The 19,620-nt window shown below is 42.4% G+C and carries 20 protein-coding genes; 2 read left to right on the forward strand and 18 right to left on the reverse strand.

All coding sequences use genetic code 11. The annotated features are described in order from the left end of the window. Positions 1–112: 112 nt before the first annotated feature. Positions 113–1,114: a DUF3231 family protein gene (locus tag ATG71_RS15760; RefSeq protein ID WP_098440397.1), complete on the forward strand. Its 1,002-nt coding sequence runs from the start codon at positions 113–115 to the stop codon at positions 1,112–1,114. Positions 1,115–1,154: 40 nt separating this feature from the next. Here the strand turns inward: ATG71_RS15760 and ATG71_RS15765 are convergent, their stop codons facing one another. From ATG71_RS15765 to ATG71_RS15835, 14 genes are all read right to left on the reverse strand, one after another. Next, on the reverse strand, positions 1,155–1,967 hold the full coding sequence (locus ATG71_RS15765; RefSeq protein WP_098440398.1) for a serine hydrolase: 813 nt from the start codon (positions 1,965–1,967) through the stop codon (positions 1,155–1,157). Between the two features lie 18 nt (positions 1,968–1,985). Continuing rightward, positions 1,986–2,990: an ABC transporter ATP-binding protein gene (locus ATG71_RS15770; protein ID WP_098440399.1), complete on the reverse strand. Its 1,005-nt coding sequence runs from the start codon at positions 2,988–2,990 to the stop codon at positions 1,986–1,988. After that, positions 2,987–3,910, reverse strand: a complete 924-nt coding sequence (locus ATG71_RS15775) for a C40 family peptidase (protein ID WP_098440400.1) — start codon at positions 3,908–3,910, stop codon at positions 2,987–2,989. The genes ATG71_RS15770 and ATG71_RS15775 overlap by 4 nt, the downstream gene beginning before the upstream one ends. Before the next feature lie 17 nt (positions 3,911–3,927). Further along, positions 3,928–5,007 carry a mandelate racemase/muconate lactonizing enzyme family protein gene (locus tag ATG71_RS15780; RefSeq protein ID WP_098440401.1) on the reverse strand — a complete coding sequence of 360 codons (1,080 nt, stop codon included), beginning with the start codon at positions 5,005–5,007 and terminating at the stop codon, positions 3,928–3,930. After that, the gene (locus tag ATG71_RS15785) at positions 5,004–5,942 is read right to left on the reverse strand and encodes a S66 peptidase family protein (protein WP_098440402.1); all 939 of its coding nucleotides are present in this window, start codon (positions 5,940–5,942) and stop codon (positions 5,004–5,006) included. Before ATG71_RS15785 ends, ATG71_RS15780 begins: the two co-directional genes overlap by 4 nt. Before the next feature lie 93 nt (positions 5,943–6,035). Next, positions 6,036–7,661, reverse strand: coding sequence for a peptide ABC transporter substrate-binding protein (locus ATG71_RS15790; protein WP_098440403.1), 1,626 nt, complete (start codon positions 7,659–7,661; stop codon positions 6,036–6,038). 42 nt (positions 7,662–7,703) lie between these two features. After that, positions 7,704–8,717: an ABC transporter ATP-binding protein gene (locus ATG71_RS15795; protein ID WP_098440404.1), complete on the reverse strand. Its 1,014-nt coding sequence runs from the start codon at positions 8,715–8,717 to the stop codon at positions 7,704–7,706. Positions 8,718–8,722: 5 nt separating this feature from the next. Next, positions 8,723–9,679, reverse strand: coding sequence for an ABC transporter permease (locus ATG71_RS15800; protein WP_483295310.1), 957 nt, complete (start codon positions 9,677–9,679; stop codon positions 8,723–8,725). Continuing rightward, positions 9,676–10,608: an ABC transporter permease gene (locus tag ATG71_RS15805; RefSeq protein WP_098440406.1), complete on the reverse strand. Its 933-nt coding sequence runs from the start codon at positions 10,606–10,608 to the stop codon at positions 9,676–9,678. The genes ATG71_RS15800 and ATG71_RS15805 overlap by 4 nt, the downstream gene beginning before the upstream one ends. A gap of 14 nt (positions 10,609–10,622) precedes the next feature. After that, a complete protein-coding gene (locus tag ATG71_RS15810) occupies positions 10,623–11,447 on the reverse strand; it encodes a M55 family metallopeptidase (protein WP_098440407.1) in 825 nt (274 codons plus the stop codon). Positions 11,448–12,223: 776 nt separating this feature from the next. After that, entirely contained in the window at positions 12,224–12,409 is a 186-nt protein-coding gene (locus ATG71_RS15820) for a hypothetical protein (protein ID WP_098440408.1), read from the reverse strand. Between the two features lie 151 nt (positions 12,410–12,560). Next, complete coding sequence (locus tag ATG71_RS15825) at positions 12,561–12,758, reverse strand: hypothetical protein (protein ID WP_098440409.1); 198 nt, start codon at positions 12,756–12,758, stop codon at positions 12,561–12,563. A 92-nt stretch (positions 12,759–12,850) separates the two neighbouring features. Then, positions 12,851–14,023 (reverse strand): TraB/GumN family protein, encoded by a 1,173-nt coding sequence (locus ATG71_RS15830; RefSeq protein ID WP_098441867.1) that lies wholly within the window; start codon positions 14,021–14,023, stop codon positions 12,851–12,853. A gap of 146 nt (positions 14,024–14,169) precedes the next feature. Further along, on the reverse strand, positions 14,170–14,757 hold the full coding sequence (locus tag ATG71_RS15835) for a vWA domain-containing protein (RefSeq protein WP_098440410.1): 588 nt from the start codon (positions 14,755–14,757) through the stop codon (positions 14,170–14,172). Positions 14,758–14,851: 94 nt separating this feature from the next. Here ATG71_RS15835 and ATG71_RS15840 point away from each other — a divergent pair, with 94 nt between their 5' ends. Then, positions 14,852–15,331, forward strand: a complete 480-nt coding sequence (locus ATG71_RS15840) for a hypothetical protein (protein WP_098440411.1) — start codon at positions 14,852–14,854, stop codon at positions 15,329–15,331. Positions 15,332–15,366: 35 nt separating this feature from the next. Here ATG71_RS15840 and ATG71_RS15845 read toward each other — a convergent pair whose 3' ends face one another. The 4 genes from ATG71_RS15845 to ATG71_RS15860 form a co-directional block, all read right to left on the reverse strand. Continuing rightward, on the reverse strand, positions 15,367–16,056 hold the full coding sequence (locus tag ATG71_RS15845) for a hypothetical protein (RefSeq protein WP_098440412.1): 690 nt from the start codon (positions 16,054–16,056) through the stop codon (positions 15,367–15,369). 198 nt (positions 16,057–16,254) lie between these two features. Further along, complete coding sequence (locus ATG71_RS15850) at positions 16,255–17,328, reverse strand: NAD(P)H-dependent flavin oxidoreductase (protein WP_098440413.1); 1,074 nt, start codon at positions 17,326–17,328, stop codon at positions 16,255–16,257. 141 nt (positions 17,329–17,469) lie between these two features. Then, positions 17,470–18,144 carry a serine/threonine protein kinase gene (locus ATG71_RS15855; protein WP_098441868.1) on the reverse strand — a complete coding sequence of 225 codons (675 nt, stop codon included), beginning with the start codon at positions 18,142–18,144 and terminating at the stop codon, positions 17,470–17,472. Between the two features lie 174 nt (positions 18,145–18,318). Continuing rightward, positions 18,319–19,590 (reverse strand): MDR family MFS transporter, encoded by a 1,272-nt coding sequence (locus ATG71_RS15860; RefSeq protein WP_098440414.1) that lies wholly within the window; start codon positions 19,588–19,590, stop codon positions 18,319–18,321. Between the last annotated feature and the right edge of the window lie 30 nt (positions 19,591–19,620).

Raw genomic sequence — 19,620 nt, forward strand, 5'->3', positions numbered from 1 at the left:
CTTTCTAATTCAATAGGGAATAAATTTCAGTTCAAGAGGGAAAATGAGTATATGAAATTTCCGGGCACCATGATGAACTCGGAATGAAACGAATGAAAAAAGGATGGTGTGCATGACCGATAAGAAAGCGTTATGTTCAAGTGAGCTTGCTACTTTGTGGATGACATATCAGCAAAAGACAATGACTCAGCACATACTGGAGTATTTCATAGAGAAGGCGGACGTTGAGGAAGCAAAACAAATCCTGGTTGATACACATACAAATGTGAAAGAATACGTCGGAAGGCTCACCACTTTATTCGAAGAGGAGGGATGTGTGATTCCCGCCGGTTTTACCGAAGAAGATGTAAATCCAGGGGTTCCTAAACTCTTTGATCACCACTTCGATATCTTGTTTCTTAGGCAGCTACAAGCTATCAGTATGGGTTTGCATACGTTACACGTAAATATGTCATACCGGAAAGATCTCATCCTCTTATACAAAGAGTTGACCGGCTTCACTCAATCTGTTTATGAAAAGTGCATGGACTACTTACGCGAAAAAGATGTTCTACCAGGACCTCCTGCCGTAACACTCCCAAAATCAATCGAATTTGCTAATAGCCCTAATTATATGGCTGGTTTCAACATCTTTTCGGATAAAAGGGCGTTGAATACGGTTGAAGTTGCCTACCTTTATTTTGGAATTGAATCAAATACTTTGGGAATGCAGATGATGACGGGCTTTGCCCAAGTGGCAAATGAATCGGAAGTGAAGAAATACTTCATTAAAGGAAAAGAATTATCAAAGAAGATCGTGAGCGACTATTCTAAAGTGCTGCTGGAAAGTGATGTCCAAGCCCCTTCCATATCCGGAGCGAGAGCAACCGATTCAACAGTTGCACCTTTTTCAGATAAGCTCATGATGTATTGCACCTCCCTTTTCACTAACTTCGGTTTGGGGAGCAATGCCCTGGGAACTGCTTTCAGCTTACGCAGCGATCTTCCTGTCAAGCTAGCTTCAACTGCAAAAGACATATTATCTTATGGGCATGACGGAGGTAAAATAATGGCGAAGAACGGTTGGATGGAACAGCCTCCCAGTATGGAGGATCGAAACAAGCTGTTTAAATAAATTACGTTTTTCCAAGCAATAAACAAAAGCAGTTGTGCCATCATCCATATGGCTCATCTGCTTTTTCACTGTTATCTTTGATTAAGGAATCGCATATCAATTCTCCAATCTGAGCAATCGTGTCTTTCCCAGTTTCGCTTTCTCCAAGTTCATCGATAAGTACCGCTATATAAGCCGTTTTATCCCTGAACTTGATAATGGCGCAATCATGCTCAACCCCGGGCAATTCTCCTGTTTTGTTTCCGATATATACTGCTTCCCGGTCCATCCTTGATGGGAGTTTGGTATTAAATTGCTGCTGTTGTAAAATATGCAGCATTTTCCCCGTGTTCGTCTGACTGTATTCCTTACCAATGTCCACTACCTTCAAACAAGTAATGATATCGAGTGCCGAGGTATAGTTATCCAAACCCTTCTCCAAGGCTTCGAAATCCATCAATTTCCTAAGAATCCTGGTATGTTTTAATTTTAATGTATGACAGAGTTCTTGTATGGCATTCGACCCTAGCCGTTCAATAAGGAGATTTGCAGCTGTATTATCGGAAACGATGATCATAAGAGTAACGAGATCCTCTACAGTAAGAGTGAGTTGATCTGAAAGGGACACAAGCACTCCAGCCCCGCCAACTCTACCCTCTTTGGGAATCGTCACCATATCATTAAGGGAAATTGCCCCTTCCTGTGCTTGACGGAAAGCTTCGAGTAAAATGGGGATCTTAATTAAGCTGGCAGCGGAATAGGAGCGGTCCCCATCAATGTGGAAGGAGTGAGATGGAAGCTCAACGGCCACACTCACCCTTCCGTTACAACGAACCATTATTTCCCTGATTTTATATTCTAATTCATTCTTCATTTATCTTCTTCATTCCCTTTACTTAGTGACTGCTACTTCATCATGTTCCCTTGTAATCTCCTTGTCGTAAAGGTGACAAGCTACAAAATGCTTTTCCTCTACTTCCTGCCATTTAGGTTTATGGGTGGCACATGCTTCCATGGCTGCCGGACAGCGGGTTCTGAACACACAGCCAGTCGGGGGATTGATCGGACTTGGTATTTCCCCCTGTATGATCATCCTTTCACGTGAATCCTCCACATCCGGATCGGGAATCGGAATCGCGGAAAGCAATGCCTGAGTATAGGGGTGAAGAGGTTTCTTATATAACTCTTTACTTTCGGTAAGTTCAACAATATGACCTAGATACATCACACCTATACGGTTACTGATATGTTTGACCATCGAAAGGTCATGGGCAATAAAGAGAAAGGTCAAGCCCTTTTCTTTTTGCAGTTTCGTTAGTAAGTTTACAATTTGTGCCTGTACAGAAACATCAAGTGCAGAAATCGGTTCGTCTGCAATAATGAAATCCGGATCAAGGGCAAGTGCCCTTGCAATGCCAATACGTTGACGCTGTCCCCCGCTGAATTCATGAGGATAACGGTTGGCATGATCACGATTAAGCCCTACGTCCTCCAGAAGTTGATAAATGCGTTCCATCTGCTTTCTTTTATCCTTGAATAAGTTGTGTGCCTCCATAGGTTCAGCTATGATTTCCCTTACGGTTGAACGGGGGTTAAGAGATGCATATGGATCTTGGAAGATCATCTGCATATTCCGATAAAATGATTGTTTCTCCTTATCCGAAAGTCTGTGTACGTTTTTACCGTCATATAAGACCTCACCTTCAGTCCGGTCGTATAAACCGATAATGGTGCGACCGGTCGTGGACTTTCCACAACCGGATTCCCCCACTAATCCGAAGGTCTCTCCCTTGTATATATCAAATGAAATACCATCCACAGCTTTTAACGTTTTTCCTTTTTCCAGGTGGAAGTACTTTTTCAATTCTTTCACTTCTAGCAACTTATGATTTGTCATCGGGGTCCCTCCGTTTCTTCCCAGTAGCGTCTGGCTGCGCATAGCTCTTTTTCATAATAAGTTCCTTTCAATGACAGTATCTCTATTGTTTTACCGGTGTTGGGGGAGTGTATCATCTTACCTTCACCATAATAGATGGCAACATGATGAATGCTGCCTTTTCCTTCCTCATACGCAAAGAACAAGAGGTCACCAGGCAATAAGCGATCCAACGATACCTCTCTCCCTTCCTTTGCCTGGTCATTTGCATCCCGTGGAATCAAATACCCTTGAGTTTTGCACATCGTGTAGCTGAATCCAGAGCAATCAAATCCATAGCTTGACATCCCACCCCATAAATATGGAAGATCAAGGAATGATTCTCCAGATGAGACAATGTCCTGGCCACTTCCCCTTCGATCATTTACTTTCGATCTGGATACCATGATATCTGTCTGCCTTAAGAACCTAGTGCCCAAAGGAGTCCCCACTTCTATTAAATCATCATGTTCTTTCACAATCGGCAAAATGGTTTGAAAGCTGAGTTCTAATTCAGTTTCATTTTCCTTATTGATCAAGTCCGTGAATTTACTTATTACAATGGCATACGTGTCCGCTTGGGATGACTCACCGGGTGAAAGCTGAACACTCGGGATCCAGCCGGGGTATCCTCGATTGTCTTTTGAAGATGATTGATCAGGTATAAGGACGTGGGACCAACCGTTACTCTCTTCCAACACGATTACTTCCTGACCGAATAAGGCTTGAGATTGTATTCTGTTCTCATCACAAAGTGCTAAGCGCATATCATAAGTTAAGGAGTCCAACCAATCTGTCATGTGAGCTGGATTGGTTATGGCGGGTGTATCCAAGTCACGTGCGGAATCCCGGTTTGTCCATAGAGTTGCTACAGGTACTGCTATTTGCGCCTTTGTCGTCATTTGATTTCCCCCTCTATTCATACTGTTACTCTCTCTATACCAAGACCGGCTTTTGTCGGCATAGTAATCTTCCGACCGTTATAATGGATTCCACCGACTACAATATCGTCAGCCAGCATGAGTGGTGCGTCGAAATCAAACCGAGTGACGTTTTTCCTGCTTGCCGCAAAGTGGGCTGCAGCCGTTATTCCCAGTCTGGTTTCGATCATGCTGCCGACCATACATTCGACCCCGCACACTTCCGCTAGATCGTTTATTTTCTGAGCCTGGTAGATTCCCCCCGCTTTCATGAGTTTAATATTGATCAGATCTGCACTTCGGGTCTTTAATACTTCAAAAGCTTGGTATGGAGTGAACACACTTTCATCAGCCATGATAAGGGTATCGACCCCATCCGTGACCCTCTTCAAGCCTTCAATGTCATGTGCAGGCACTGGCTGCTCAACTAATTCGATATTCAGGCCAAGATCCTCCATCTTGCGAATCGCTCTGACTGCGGTTTTCGATTCCCATCCCTGATTGGCATCCAGGCGGATTTTGACATCATAACCGATTCGTTGGCGGATTTCGTGAATTCTTTTAATATCTGTTTCGATTTCATCTTTGCCTACTTTCACTTTCAGTACATTAAAGCCTTTATTTACATATGCTGCTGCGTCCTCACCCATTTCCTTCGGGCTGTTCACACTCACCGTGTAATCTGTCTCAAGCTCCCCTCTGTACCCTCCCAGAAGTTGATAGAGGGGCAGGTGACAATGTTGAGCCAGGCAATCATAAATGGCCATATCCACCGCTGCCTTCGCGCTTGTATTACGGATGAGTAACGAATGAAGATGTTGGAAAAGGTTCTCGTGGTTTAATAGATTTTTGCCTATTATCCCGGGTTTGATTACTTGTTGGATGCTATGTTCGATGCTGGATAAACTTTCTCCAGTGATCACTACGGTCGGAGGTGCCTCTCCCCAGCCGATAATACCGTTGTCGCAAGTCAGTTTAACAATGATGGCTTCAGCCACCGTCACCGTACGTAAAGCGGTCTTAAAAGGGGTATGTAAAGGCACTGCTGTCCTGAACGTTTCAAGTTGATGGATCTTCACTCGTTCTCACCCTCGCTTATTCCTGATTCGATTTTAAATGAATGTTCGAATGTATTCATTGTTCCAATGCTGCCCACCGGTATGGCAATGTTAGGTGAAGAATGTCCGATATTAAAACCTTTTAATGCAGGTTTTCCTGTACTTGCGATATGTCCTGTCAGGACCTCATCAAGAGTCAGGGAACGTTCACGTTTCTTAGGCTCGCAGTTCTTAAAGTCACCTATGATGATTCCGGAAGCATCTTTGAATTTATTGGCCATTTTTAACTGATTCAGCATTCTATCGACTTGATAGGGTTCCTCATCGATATCTTCAATGAAAAAGATCTTTCCTTTGGTATTCACTTCGAATGGTGTTCCCAGTGTGCTCACAAGCAGGGTGAGGTTCCCGCCGATCACGGGGCCGGTCGCTATACCTTCTGAGACGGTCTCAAGTTTGGTTATGTCATGTGTATAGTCAATATCTCCCGTTTGAAACAGCTGACGGAACGATTCCTTTGAGGCTTCATGTACGTCCTCGAGTCCGATATCGGAACTTAGCATCGGTCCATGGAAGGTCACGAGACCTGTTTGTTGATGAATGGCCGTATGTAAAAAAGTAATATCACTATACCCCCAAAAAATTTTTGGATTTTGACGAATCAGTTCGAAATTCAATCTTGAAACAATACGTCCCGTACCAAAACCTCCACATGCACAGAAAATGGCTTTCACATCCTGATCTGAAAACATCTTATGGATATCTTCTATCCTTTCTGTGTCGTTACCTGCTAAGTACCCATATTTTTTATGTACCGAGTTCCCAACCTTTACTTTCAATCCTAATTCTTCAAGGAACCGGATTCCTTTTTTCAATGGTTCTGATTTTGGCGGGCTGGCAGGAGCTATAACCCCTACCTTATCACCTTTTTTCAGTTTAGAAGGCTTCATCATCATTCGTTCCGGACCCCTTTCGTAGAAAAAGAGGGAGAAGGCGCATGGCCATAAAGTATGCCGACGCGCCCCCCCACTCATCCTGTTTTACTATCCTTATTTTTTATCAGCCCATTTTAATTCCATGTAGCCGACCGGGTGACGGACGATGCCCGTCACATCCTTGTTTTGTAGATACACATGATTGTAGAAGTGAATCGGGATGATCGGCATTTCATCCATTAGGATTTTTTCTGCTTCATACATCATTTCGAATCGTTTTGCTTCATCTGCTTCATTCTTTGCTTGTTGGATCAGCTTGTCATAATTTTCATTACTCCATCCTGTACGGTTCATGGAGTGTCCTGTCTGGAAGTTTTCCAGGAAGTTAATCGGATCTGCATAGTCTGCTAAGAATGAACTCCGTGATAATTGGAATTTCAAGGCCTTTTGTTCATCCTGGAACACGTTCCATTCCATATTGGCTAACTTCACATCAACATCTAAGTTTTCCTTGAACATTTGTTGAAGGGCTTCAGCAATTTTTTGATGAGTATCACTTGTGCTGTATGTTAAAGTGACTTCCGGTAGTTTGTCGTATCCCTCTTCTTCCATCCCCTTCTTTAAGAGGGATTTTGCTTCTTCCACATCGGTTTTCACCAAGTCTCCGTTTGCTTCACGGAAGTCCTTGCCTGATGGGTCTTTAAACCCTTTTGAAACGAATCCGTAAGCTGGTTTTTCTTTATTCTTTGTTACAAAGTCAACCATTTGCTGTTGGTCGACAGCCATGGCGAATGCTTTTCGGATGTTTTGATTTTGGAAAGGCTCTTTTTCTAAATTGAAACGATAGAAGTACGTTCCAGCCTGGTCTTCCACATTCACTTTACCTTCTTCAAATAACTGTTTACTTAAATCCGCCGGTACGTCAGCTGTATCCAGTTCACCGGTTTTGTATAATTGATAATCCGTATTGGTATCGTTTACCATAGCCCAGTGAACTTTATCCAATTTCACTGAATCTTTGTCCCAATATTGATCATTCTTTTCCATGACGAAATGGCTATCATGCTCCCATTCCGTCAGTTTGAACGGCCCGTTGGCAACGAACGTATCCGCTTCTGCAAACCATTCCGGATTCTCAGTAGCAACCTTTTCATTGATCGGGAAGAATGCAGGATTGGCAATGACGCTCAAGAAATAGGCTTGCGGACTTGTCAGTGTGACCTCAAATGTTTTCTCATCCTTCGCCGCGACTTTCACATCGTCAGCTGAACCCTTTCCCGTGTTGAATGCCTCTCCACCTTCAATGAAATATCCGAGGAAAGCAGCCGGTGAACCTGTGTCTGGGTTTAATAGGCGTTTCCACGCAAATACAAAATCTCCCGCAGTGACATCATCACCGTTTGACCATTTGGCATTGTCCCTGATGTGGAAGGTATATACTTTCCCATCTTCTGAAACATCCCATTTTTCAGCCATGGCAGCTTCAGGTTCATGATTGGCATTAAGACGGGTCATCCCTTCCATTAAATTGTTCAGTGCTGTCCAGGAATAGGAATCAAAGCCGATTGGTGGATCGAACGACGTCGGTTCTGCTCCATTATTCAGGTGAAGGACCTTTCCTGCGTCTTCTTTCTTACTGTCCCCGCTGCTTGACTCACTGCCTGCATCCTTTGTGGCCGTACAAGCTGCCAGCATGAGCAGGAGCATCCCCACTAGGAAGACCGATAATAGCTTTTTCATAATGTTCCCCCTCTTATTCTATTTTTCTATCAAACGACCAACTTAACGAATGGTTAAGCTGACCGATGAAAGCTTCACTTTGTTAGCTCGTTTATCCTGAAGCCAGCAGTCGACATGGTGTTCGTCCGTTAATTGAGTCTTTACGGGATACACACGGTCGCATACTTCCATCGCTTTTTCACAACGTGGAACAAATGGGCACCCAACTGGCGGAGAAAATAGATCTGGCGGAGAACCGGGAATCGGTATCAGGTCTTCCCCTTCTAGATCAAGCCTCGGGACGGATCGCAGCAGCCCTTGAGTATACGGGTGTTGTGAATGATAAAAGATTTCTCTCCTGTTTCCTTCTTCTACTATTTTCCCTGCATACATGACGGCAATTCGGTCAGCCACTTGAGCGACGACTCCCAAATCATGCGTGATTAAAATAATCGATACACCTGTCTTCTTCTGGATCTCTTTAAACAATTCAAGTATTTGGGCTTGTATAGTAACATCAAGGGCTGTTGTCGGCTCATCCGCAATTAAGACATCCGGTTCACATACAAGGGACATGGCAATCACAATACGTTGCCGCATCCCTCCGCTGAATTGATGAGGATACTGCTTTAACCTCTCCTCAGGATTTGGAATGCTCACAAGCTTAAGCATGTCGATCGCTTTTTGTTTCGCCTCTTTCTTGGATACATCGTTGTGCTGCAGTATCCCTTCCATGATTTGTTCACCGATGGTCAAAGTAGGATTAAGTGCTGTCATGGGATCCTGAAAGATCATGGAAATATCGGCTCCACGCACTTTCCTCATTCTGGGTTCGGTTACCTTTAATAGGTCCCTTCCCTTGAACAGGATCCTGCCTCCCGTCACTTTCCCGGGGGGATTCGGGATCAGTCTCATAATGCTCTGTGATGTCACACTCTTCCCGCAGCCGGATTCTCCGACAATCGCCAACGTCTCGCCCTTATGTAAATCAAAGCTTACTCCCCTGACCGCCTTGACCTCTCCTCCATAGGTTGTAAAGGAGACATGGAGATCTTGTACAGATAAAACTTTACTCATGGTGATTACCTCCTTAATTTCGGATCCAGTGCATCCTGTAATCCGTCTCCCAACACATTGAATGAAAACATAGTCAATGATATGAATAGTGCAGGAAAGAATAAACGCCACCAGTATCCTGATAGGATTGTTGATAACCCGTCATTGGCCATCACTCCCCAGCTTGCATAGGGTGCTTGAATCCCGAGTCCAAGGAAGCTTAAGAAAGCTTCAGCAAAGATCGCGCTCGGTATCGTCAATGTCATTTGTACGATAATCGGGCCCATTGTATTAGGAAGCAGATTCTTTCTGATGATTCGTGCGGTTTTCGTCCCGAATGTTTTTGAAGCTAAAATAAATTCATAGTTTTTAATCTGAAGCACCTGACCCCTGACGATCCTGGCCATCCCGATCCACCCGGTCACTGTTAGGGCTACGATGATCGTCAGGAGACCCGGTCCCATTACTACCATCAAAAGAATGACGACAAGCAGATATGGTAATCCGTATAATATTTCAACAATACGCATCATGACATTGTCTGTTTTTCCGCCTTTATAACCTGCAATACCACCGTATACAATCCCGATCACAAAGTCGATCAGCGCTGCCATGAACCCTACGAACAACGAAATGCGTGCTCCATACCATGTACGGGTGAATACATCTCTTCCCATATCGTCCGTACCAAACCAGTGTTGACCAGAAGGCGGCAGATTTTGATTGGAAAGGGTTTGCTTAGTGACGTCGTGTGGAGAAATGATCGGGCCGACGACCGCCATGATGATTAATGCAGTTAAGAATACTAATCCAAGCATGGCCAGTTTATTTTTCATGAGGCGCTTCCAGGCATCCTGCCAATAGGAAAGACTGGGTCTTACCACTGCTTCAGCATCCTCTTTATTCCTCTTCTTGGGTGTGAACCATTCATCCCTCACATCTGGAGTCACGAGTGGCTCTTGTTGATTTGGAACCCCCATCATTTTGCCTCCTTCTTATGTAACTTTATCCGTGGATCAAGGAAACCATATGCCAGATCCACTAAAAACAACATGACAATAAGGAAGGCACTATAAAATACCGTTGTTCCCATAATCACTGGATAATCACGTTGATTGATGCTTTCGACAAAGTATTTTCCCATACCAGGAATGGCAAAGATCTGTTCGATGACGAAGGTTCCTGTTAAGATCCCTGCAGCAAGTGTACCCAGGACAGTGACCACCGGAAGCAATGCATTTCTTAACGCATGCTTAACGACAATCTTGAACGGTGACAACCCCTTAGCGCGTGCTGTCCGTATATAATCCTGAGTCAACACTTCCAGCATACTCGAGCGGGTAAGACGTGCAATGATCGCCATGGGCCCTGTGGCTAATGCAAGAGTCGGGAGAATCATGTGTCGCCAGCTTGTCCAAGTGGCAACCGGAAGAATTCCCCACGTTACAGCAACCTGTTGAATCAATAATGTCGCCATGACGAAATTAGGAATGGAAATGCCCAGTACGGCAAATGTCATCGCCATATAGTCAATGATTCCATTATGCTTAAGGGCTGCCAAAACCCCGAGGATAATTCCTGAAAGCACTGCGATGATCAGTGTTGTCATACCGAGTTCAAATGAAATCGGAAATCCCCTCCCCAGCAGATCGTTCACTGTTTGGGATGGCTGGGTGATAGAAGGACCAAAGTCCAACGAGATAAGCGACTTTAAATATAGAAAATATTGCACCATCAGGGGCTCGTTCAAATGATAATGGGCTTCTAAATTTTGTTGTACCATTTCACTCGTATTCCGTTCTTCATTGAAGGGAGATCCTGGGATGGTATGCATCAGGAAAAACGTTAACGTTACAATCAGCCAGAGGGTTATAACCATGGCCAGTAGTCGTTTCAACAAATATGTACTCATTGATCAAACACTTCCTAACAGAATGTTGTTCTCATCGCGAGTTCAGTCATGACAAGCATGGCTCTATAGGCCTCAAGGATATCTCTGGCCTCAAATCTCACAATCGTTGTATCTACTTCATGAATGGTACCCGGCATGAGACTTGCCCACTCCGCTTGTCCGTAATTTGCAAATTCGATACGTAGAGTAGGATGTTCAGGAGGAGTGAGTGGTTGTACATTTTTCTTATTATGTATCGCTTCTTCTGTTTTCTTTTTTAATAATTGTTTTGATTTCTCCGGGGTTAGGCTCTTCGCAACAGAACGTGAAATCGTCTCCTTCACCACGGCAGTTGTCACATTAGGAATTAATGCTTCTGCTTCATGTGCAGCCTGATCATCCCCTGCAACCAGTAATATAGGTACACCGTAGTACCCTGCGACGTATGCATTGAATCCAAGTTCACCAACGGCCACACCATTGATATACATGTTTCTCACCCCAAAGATCATGGAATGGGACATCACCCCTTTCATGGAAGCTCTGGCATGATAACCAACAAAAAAAGCCCCATCAAACGTCTCATCCAGTCCTTGAACCATGGAATATGGTTTCACTCCACCGGATATCAGTTTCGTTTCAGGGTGCAATTGTTCTATTAACAGATTGTTCATTTGTGAATGACTGTCATTTACCAAAACCTCCTTACAGCCCGAATCAAATGCAGCAGTCACAACGGCATTGGCCTCTTCTGTCATAATGATTCTTCCGCGTTCATAATTAAGCTTATCTGATGAGACATGAGTATGATCAACCAGTCCTGTTATACCCTCCATATCAACTGACATATACACGTTCATAAAGTGTTTCCTCCTTTCTTAGGAATTATTTATTAAATTTTCTTAATATTATAATTATTATATCATTTAATTACAATAATTTTTTGAACAAAAAGGAATATATTCCTATTTTCATAAAAAAAGGAAGTATGGACTATAAAAGGTTATTTGCAACTGTATCTTTCTCCATGAAGGAAGATAAAATAGTTCAATTGCATGATGAAATTGGATCGAAATAAAAAAAGGCGATGGATTTCCTAATCGAAACCACATCGCATTCTTTTTCTGTATATGTCAAATAACATTGAAGTAAAGTATTCAATGAGGGACAAAAGACTTAGCTATATTTTATTGATATATTATTTATTTCGCTGGTAAACATCAATCACATTAATACTTTCATAAGAAAAAGACCTGGAGTACTCATCTCTCCAGGTCTTAAACTCGATACATGTATATTAGCTTATTTTATTCATCAATTTTTCTGAGTGCTGAGAACCCATCTCTGCCACTAAATCAAGTAATTCTGCTTTCGTTGTCTCATCTAGGCCTTTATAAATAAGGAAAGCTTGCGTTGCATCAGAAGTAATTAACTTTCTGTATAACTTTGAGATTCTTTTACTCCTGTGGGTGTCCATTAGATCCTCCTCTATAAATCCTTTCTGTTATTATAATAAATATAAGCTTGTATTTTCAATATATTCTTCAAAATTTAATTATGTAACAAAATGAATGTATCCATGATAAGTCAACCTTGGAGGAGAAAATAATTTTCTTAGACCTTTAACCCTACTTGATTATCTTAAAGATAAATCAGGTGATAACTTTCCATATTCTAGTGCTTCGAGGATGATTTCCTCAGAGAATCCTGTGTACTGAGAGAGCATTTGAATGGTAATCTTCTGAGAAGTACGGGAAGCCTGCTTTCTTGCCATATAGGTTTGATACAACACAATGGAGTATCTGTCATGTATATTGAGCAACGATCGTCACAGCTCCTATTATTCTCTCCTCACAAGGTCGCGGGTAAAGGTTAACTACTATTTACCCAAAGATCCATTTTGAAAACGTGGCTGTACAGATACATTTTAAGCATTTTTGATTAACTTCTTACTGTGAATTCACCTTTCTTTATTATTTTACATTCTTCCTCTTCTGCACCTCCATATGGATGACCAGATAGGTAACGCCCACAAATCCTACTATGCCAAATATGCCTGCGATGACTCCTTGAACTGAAGATGTAAAAATGGTAAATCCCATTCCAATACTCAACCCCGTGATAAGAAGAAGGAGCCAATGGCCATATCGATTAATGAATTCAGTTATCATGATCCCCTCCAAAGCTTTTGTATTATTTTAACATAATATTCCAACATTTTCCCGAAAAAATAAGCCATCCAGGAGGATGACCCATTTTGTTTCTATATATTTTCCAAAAATAATCTTACGACGTCTGCTCCACCAATGACCGTCCCCAGTGTACTTCCTAAATTGGCAAGGACGACAATGAGCAGGACGCGGGTTACTTTATTTCTCCAGAATCCTTTTATACTCAGGACATCTTCAGGGAGAGAGTCAAAGTCACCGACATTGGGTCTGCGGAAAAAGGCTTGGACGAATCCTGCAAACCAACCCGCTGCCAGGAGCGGATTCAATGAAGTGAAAGGTGCTGCGACGAATGCTGTTAATATGGCTAATGGATGACCCATCCCGATGGCTACCCCCAGGGCAGAAAATCCCCCATTCCATAATATCCAACTGATTCCCTGCTGTATGCCTGCATCCGGGTTTGCTATGAACGTGTAGGCAATGACGGCCAGGATCATGATAGGGATGGTCCACCCGATGATTTTGGGCCATTTTGACTTAGCAGGTCGTTCATTAAGTTTATCCAGGTTATGTTCGTTATGGATTTCCTGCGTGATACCCGGGACATGTGCAGCACCAAGAACGGCAACGATTTTATCACCAGGTGCTTCCTTGATTTTTTGAGCAAGATATTGGTCGCGTTCATCAATCAAAGGTGTTTTCAGTTTGGGAAACACTTGGGTGAATTCATTCAACATCGAATCAAGCATATCCTGTGATTTGATTTTCTCGAGTTCTTCTTCAGTAATCGTATCAGTGCTGAAAATGCTGTAAATGATTTGGGTCAATAGCTTGGCTTTCCCACTGAAACCGACGCTGTTCCATATCCGGGAAAATGTCACCTGGATGTTGCGGTCAGCAAGGACAAGTTCTGCGTTAATTTCTTTCGCAGATTCAATCCCCTGTATCATTTCCTGTCCCGGTTTGATGCCGAACTGCTTGGCCATTCTTCGCTGGAAGGATCCAATGGCAAGGTTCATGAGCAGTAAGGTCGCTTTCTTATCCTTGATTACTTGAAAGATATCTGTGTCCCTCCACTTATCTCCTTCGACGATGGATTGATACCTCGGTTCGTCCAGCTCTACACACACTGTATCCGGGCGTTCAGCTTCTATCACTTCTTTCACCTGCTCAGCACTTTGACGCGACACATGAGCGGTTCCGATGAGAATGAATTCCTTCCCATCCATATGTATTCTCGTAATATTCTTTTCGTTTTCTGTCATCATCGTGTACCTTCCTTTAATTCCGTTGACTTCCGAATAAATTGAATCTACCTCACTATGATAAACTAGTTTTGGCAAAATTTAAATAAATACTGATCAGAATAAAGAAAAAATCCCATCAAAAAGATGGGACCCCGACATCATGATTACCACTTATTTCTCTTTTCACACACAGCTTCACTTACCATATCATACATCGCTTCAACTCCTTTAGAAGAAGCTTCGAATTGATACGCACTTCCTTTGTCGATGCCGATGTTCAATGCTTCCTCAGCTGCATTGATATTCGCTCCCAGAAAGATGAACTCCCAATTGTATTGTTCCTGTTGCTGATTGATAAGATCTTTCACCTGTCTAGCAGAAAACTCCACGCTGGCGTTTTCCATACCATCGGTTGTGATGACAAAGATGACTTTACCCGGTCTTTCCACTTCAGCCAAATGAGATAGGCGATGACCCACTTCAATGATCGTTTTACCTACAGCATCCATTAAAGCCGTGGACCCCCTTACGAAGTACTCTTTCTTTGTGAGCCAGACCTTACCAGCCTCCACCCCACTCCATAACTGCTCAACCTTGTCATCAAAGAGAACAGTCGTGACAAGTGTTTGCCCAGTTAACTGGCTCTGCTTCTCAATAAAAGAGTTAAACCCTCCAATCGTCTCTTGTTCAAGTCCGCTCATCGAGCCGCTTCTATCTAATAAGAAAATGATTTCCGTGTATTCGCTTCTCAATTTTTCTCATCCTTTCTTTTTCGTTTCTGATATAATCATAACCACTAAGAGTATGAAATGGGTCGCTTAGGAAGCGACAATTGGAGGTGAGAGCGTGCTTAATGAACATATTTTGCAGGAGCTTCTTGATTTCGTGGAGGCAAGTAGAGAATACCGATTATATGATATACATAAATCAGAGCCCATCATTAGTGATGAAATTTACTCCAGTGAGCTGGAAGAATTTATTGAGATGCACCATTCAGCTTCTTTTTCGGAAAAGTTGTTTCGGCATATCGATGGATTGGGTGTGACCGATGCTTCCGTATACAAAAAAGCCGGAGTAGATCGAAAGCACTTTTCCAAAATAAGGTCGATTCCTGAATACAAGCCGGGTAAACGGACTGTGGTAGCATTGTGCCTTTCTCTGCAATTGTCTGAGGAAGACACAGGGGAACTTTTGAATGCAGCCGGTTTCTCCCTTTCAGACAGTGACCGATTCGATTTGGTGATTCAATTTTGTTTAGAGAAGAAAATCTATGACATCGATGACGTCAATCAAGCTTTGTATTCCCTAGGGTTAAAGCCTTTATAAAAAAGTAGAGTGCCAGTTTAAGCACTCTACCCCCACTAATACTTCTTTTCAATTCTCTCCTGTAATGTTTCAATTTTTTCCGGCAGGACATATAGATATTCTATCAAACCTTCCAATAACTCTATGAGCAGGCCGGCGGTTTCATCGTCTATTTCCCGTTCCAATTCCAACATTTCATAAAATGCTGATTTAGGATGAACAAGATGGCTTAGTGCCTGGATCGGCTTTGACAGATCTACATTCTTTGGCAGCTGATCGAATTGTTCGGAAAGGGATTGACCTGATGATTGATCACCATTGAAATTTTTCAGGACACTCTCTAAAACGCGTTTTGACATCACGGCCGTTGCGGAGTTATCCTTCGACTGGCTAACGTTCAATGCAGAACGGAACGAACGGACTAGATCCTGGGGGATCCGTTTACTCCCCTGGATCTGATCCAAAGGTCCATTTGTAGCCAGGGGATCATAAATATAAAGACCCGCATCCTCTTTTTGATGAATCGAGTCATCATTCAACATGATAACGAAAACAGCCGGCTTCTTACACTCCGAACAGTTTGCCTCTGCAAACAACCCTGTTTTATTCACTTGATAGAAATTGGCTTTCAACACAAATTCACTGGTCTTAGAGCAGTTTGGACACTGACTTTTAACTTTCTTAGGAACTTTTTGATATCCGTACTGAATGTGAGACAATATGGACCCCGGTAAAATTTCTCTCATGTGAACCTCCTAGAAAATGCACCTCGAAAAATGAATTTTAATTATTATGAATTTTTTAGTTAAATAAAAAAGCGCTTTCCTTATATCAAAATTATACCTTTGCTAGAAAGTATTACAAGGTTAAATAATGGGAAAACAAGATTTGTGATAATGGGACTAAAGATGAGTAAATGGTGTTGAGACCCATTATAACCGTTACTATCTGGTCAACTTTTTTATACTTTTTTCTATTTCCTGTACCAGGGAATCAATCAATTCATGTACATATACGTCCTTACTTAGCCGCGGACCTTGGCCAGACCATAATGACATAAATTCAGAGTTGTGTTGATTGCCGGCTTCCGTCCTTAATTCTTTCGTCAATGCGTTTTGCACAGGGTAAGGAAGAATTTGATCCTCAAACTCTTTCATTCTGTTTATGAATGAGTTTGTCAAGCCCCTTGCCGGCTTACCGCTGAATGCAGATGTGATGGTTGTACTTGTCTCTTCAGCGTGTAAAATGGCTTTTTTGTGTATGTCTTTTGCTCCACTTTCTTTATTTGTAAGAAAAGCCGTACCCATCTGAACTCCTTTTGCACCCAGAGCAAGTGCTGCTATCACGCCTCTTCCATCCATTACACCTCCAGCAGCAATAACCGGTACTTCTACAGCATCCACTACTTGTGGAACAAGTGAGAACGTCCCAATCATCGATTCATCGTATGTACCAAGAAATGTACCCCTGTGACCACCCGCCTCGCTTCCCTGTGCGACAATCAAATCCACGCCACACTCTTGATTGATCAATGCTTCTTCCACCGTCGTTGCAGTTCCAATCACTTTAATGTCTTTCTTTTTCAACTCATTCATTATTTCCTTTGGCGGAATTCCAAATGTAAAGCTGCAGACAGGGACTCTTTCCTTTAAAATTATTTCAATCTGTCTTTCAAGATCAATTTGTTTTAAAGTGAATGGATCATCATTGAATAGATTCAACTCTTTTTTTAATGGTTTCAGTAATTCTTGCATTTGGTTTACCTGTTCTTCAGTATATTCCGGTTCCTCGGGAATGAATAGATTCACCCCAAATGGAAGGTTCGTTTGCTTCTTTACTTGTTTGATACATTCATTGAGGTCCGTTACAGACATATAGCCTGCGCCAATCGTTCCCAGACCCCCGGAATTTGATACAGAAGCAACCAGTTCAGGGGTAGTGACCCCTCCGGCCATCCCTGCTTGGATGATAGGGTATTTTGTACGGAGACTCTTCGTTACATCATTTTTATACCACATATTCTCCCTCCTGTTTCTTTCATATTCTAAATTGAATTATGTCAAAGGAAAGCATGTTGTACAACTCATCCGGTTACATCGATTCCTCTTCTTCATCATGAAAGCGTTCAAAGCAATTGCCTTGAACGCTTTTTTTGGGACTTATTTAAAGGAAGTGAAATTTGATACTCTTTTCATGAACTCCTCATATGAACTAAAATGCTTATTCCATGAGTTATACCATTTTCGAATAGTCTCCAATAGCCAAAATGGTACGGCCCGACCTTCTATAAGGTGGTAATGATCGTCGTAAGCTTTCTTTAAATGCTCCCACCTGAAATCATTTCCAGGTTGGATATATTCCGATACATCAATGATTTTCGCTCTGCCATTTTGCAATAAAATGTTTTTCAGGTGAATATCACGTGGATTCATTCCTTGATCCCGAACATATTGTCTTGCATTTTCAACGTCTTCGACCACTTGTTCTGGAATGTTGATCCCCTGCAGCAAACAATCGAAAAGGGTGGACCCTTTTTCAAAACTTAACACCAGTAAAGTATCATAAGCTGCATAGCAGGTAGAGAAATAAGGGGAGTCTCCGATGGCTTGATAGACTTTTTCTTCATTTTTTATTTTAGATCTTTTGTCTTCAGCGTACAATTTGAAAGCAAAGTCGGGTGCATAAATGGATTGAAAGACTGCCGCGTCTGTTCCAACGCCAATGCAACGCAACGTTTTATCACCACCATGGATGGTGACAGGTTCGTTATTTGCATTTGATGACACAGTCATCTGAGATAAAGAAGGTAGTGCGACTTCCCATTTATTATCCATAGGCTCTCCCTTCGAACGATTTAATTCTTCTAAAGATATGAAAGGAATTCTTACCTTATTCAGGATAATATAGCATCTGCCCATTTCTAATATCAACTCTAAGCCTTCTCATCTTTCTAGTAATTTTAAACAATCCCTGAATGCCCCCCCATAGTCTATTTTACTTTGTATAGCCTAACCTGCTTTAACAGCTTCATGATTATGCTTCAAATCAGCGACTTCTTTTCGCCTATCCAATTCTGGAGAAATGATTTTTAACAATACCGTACCAGTAAGTCCAATGGAGAGAATGATCCCGGCCATGATGTTCGATGGAAGAATCGCTCCGAGTGTTACAGTGATGGATGCAATCAACATGGACAGGTTAAACTTCAGCCCATTAAAGGCCATATAGGAGCTGCGGGCATCGTCAGGGGGGATGGCTGCCATATACGATTGCTCTACCGGTACGCGGAATACTTCTCCTATGGTGAGTACCCCCATCATCAAAAATAAGATGAACACGTTATTTGAATAAGCAAGTGCTGCATATCCTATTGAAAAGAAGAAACAACTCCATACTAAAACGGTCTTGTCTTTTAATGAATGCGGAATCCTTGTGACAAATAGCATGAGGATGACGACCAGAATCGTATTTTCACTTCGTAGGATCCCCATGGTTTGTACACCGTCTATGTCCCAGAAAAGGAACGGTTGCGAAGGCATTTCTTCACTTAGTCGAATGCCGATATAATTCGTGAGCTGGAACTCCATGGACAGAATAAGCACACCTGCAATGGTAAACAGTACAAACAGCTTGTCATGCATGACTTTTCCGTAGTTTGTAATAAGTTGTTTAACGTGCTGAGAGGCTGTCAACTCGGATTCCGATGCCGTATAGCTCTCATCAATGAAGAATGCCACCAAGGCTGCAGTAATGGCGGATGCCACACTCAATGCAAGAAAGAGCTCGAAAAGGTAATCCTTGAATAAGAATGCCCCTATGATTCCTCCGATTGCGATGGACAAATTGTTTGCCCAATAGGTAATCGAGTACATGAGCTTCCGCTGTGGAGGTGTACTCACATCGATCATCATAGCCTGATTGGCAGGTCCTGCAAGTCCCCAACAAATGCTGTTTACCGTCATCATGGCAAAGGTCACAGAGGCAGATTCAAACCAGGGCGAGTTACAAACCATCATGGTGAGGAAAGCCAGAAACCTGAGCGATTCTGCGAATAACATGATTTTCTTGCGGCCAAACTGATCAGCAAAATATCCTCCAAGAAAATTGATACCTATTCCTACAAATACATTGATCAAAAGTAATAACCCTGCTACCTTTGTTCCAAAATGAACGGCCAGGTAGATCGACATAAATGGAAAGATCATGCTTCCAATAAAGCGGCTCATAAATGTTTCAATGATACGTATTTTAATATTTTCATGAAAATCTCTGAATCTCATATGTATTCCTTCTCTCTATTATTGGACGGT

Origin of the sequence: Bacillus sp. es.034, from assembly GCF_002563655.1 — a bacterium.
Classification (GTDB): Bacteria; Bacillota; Bacilli; order Bacillales; family Bacillaceae_B; genus Rossellomorea.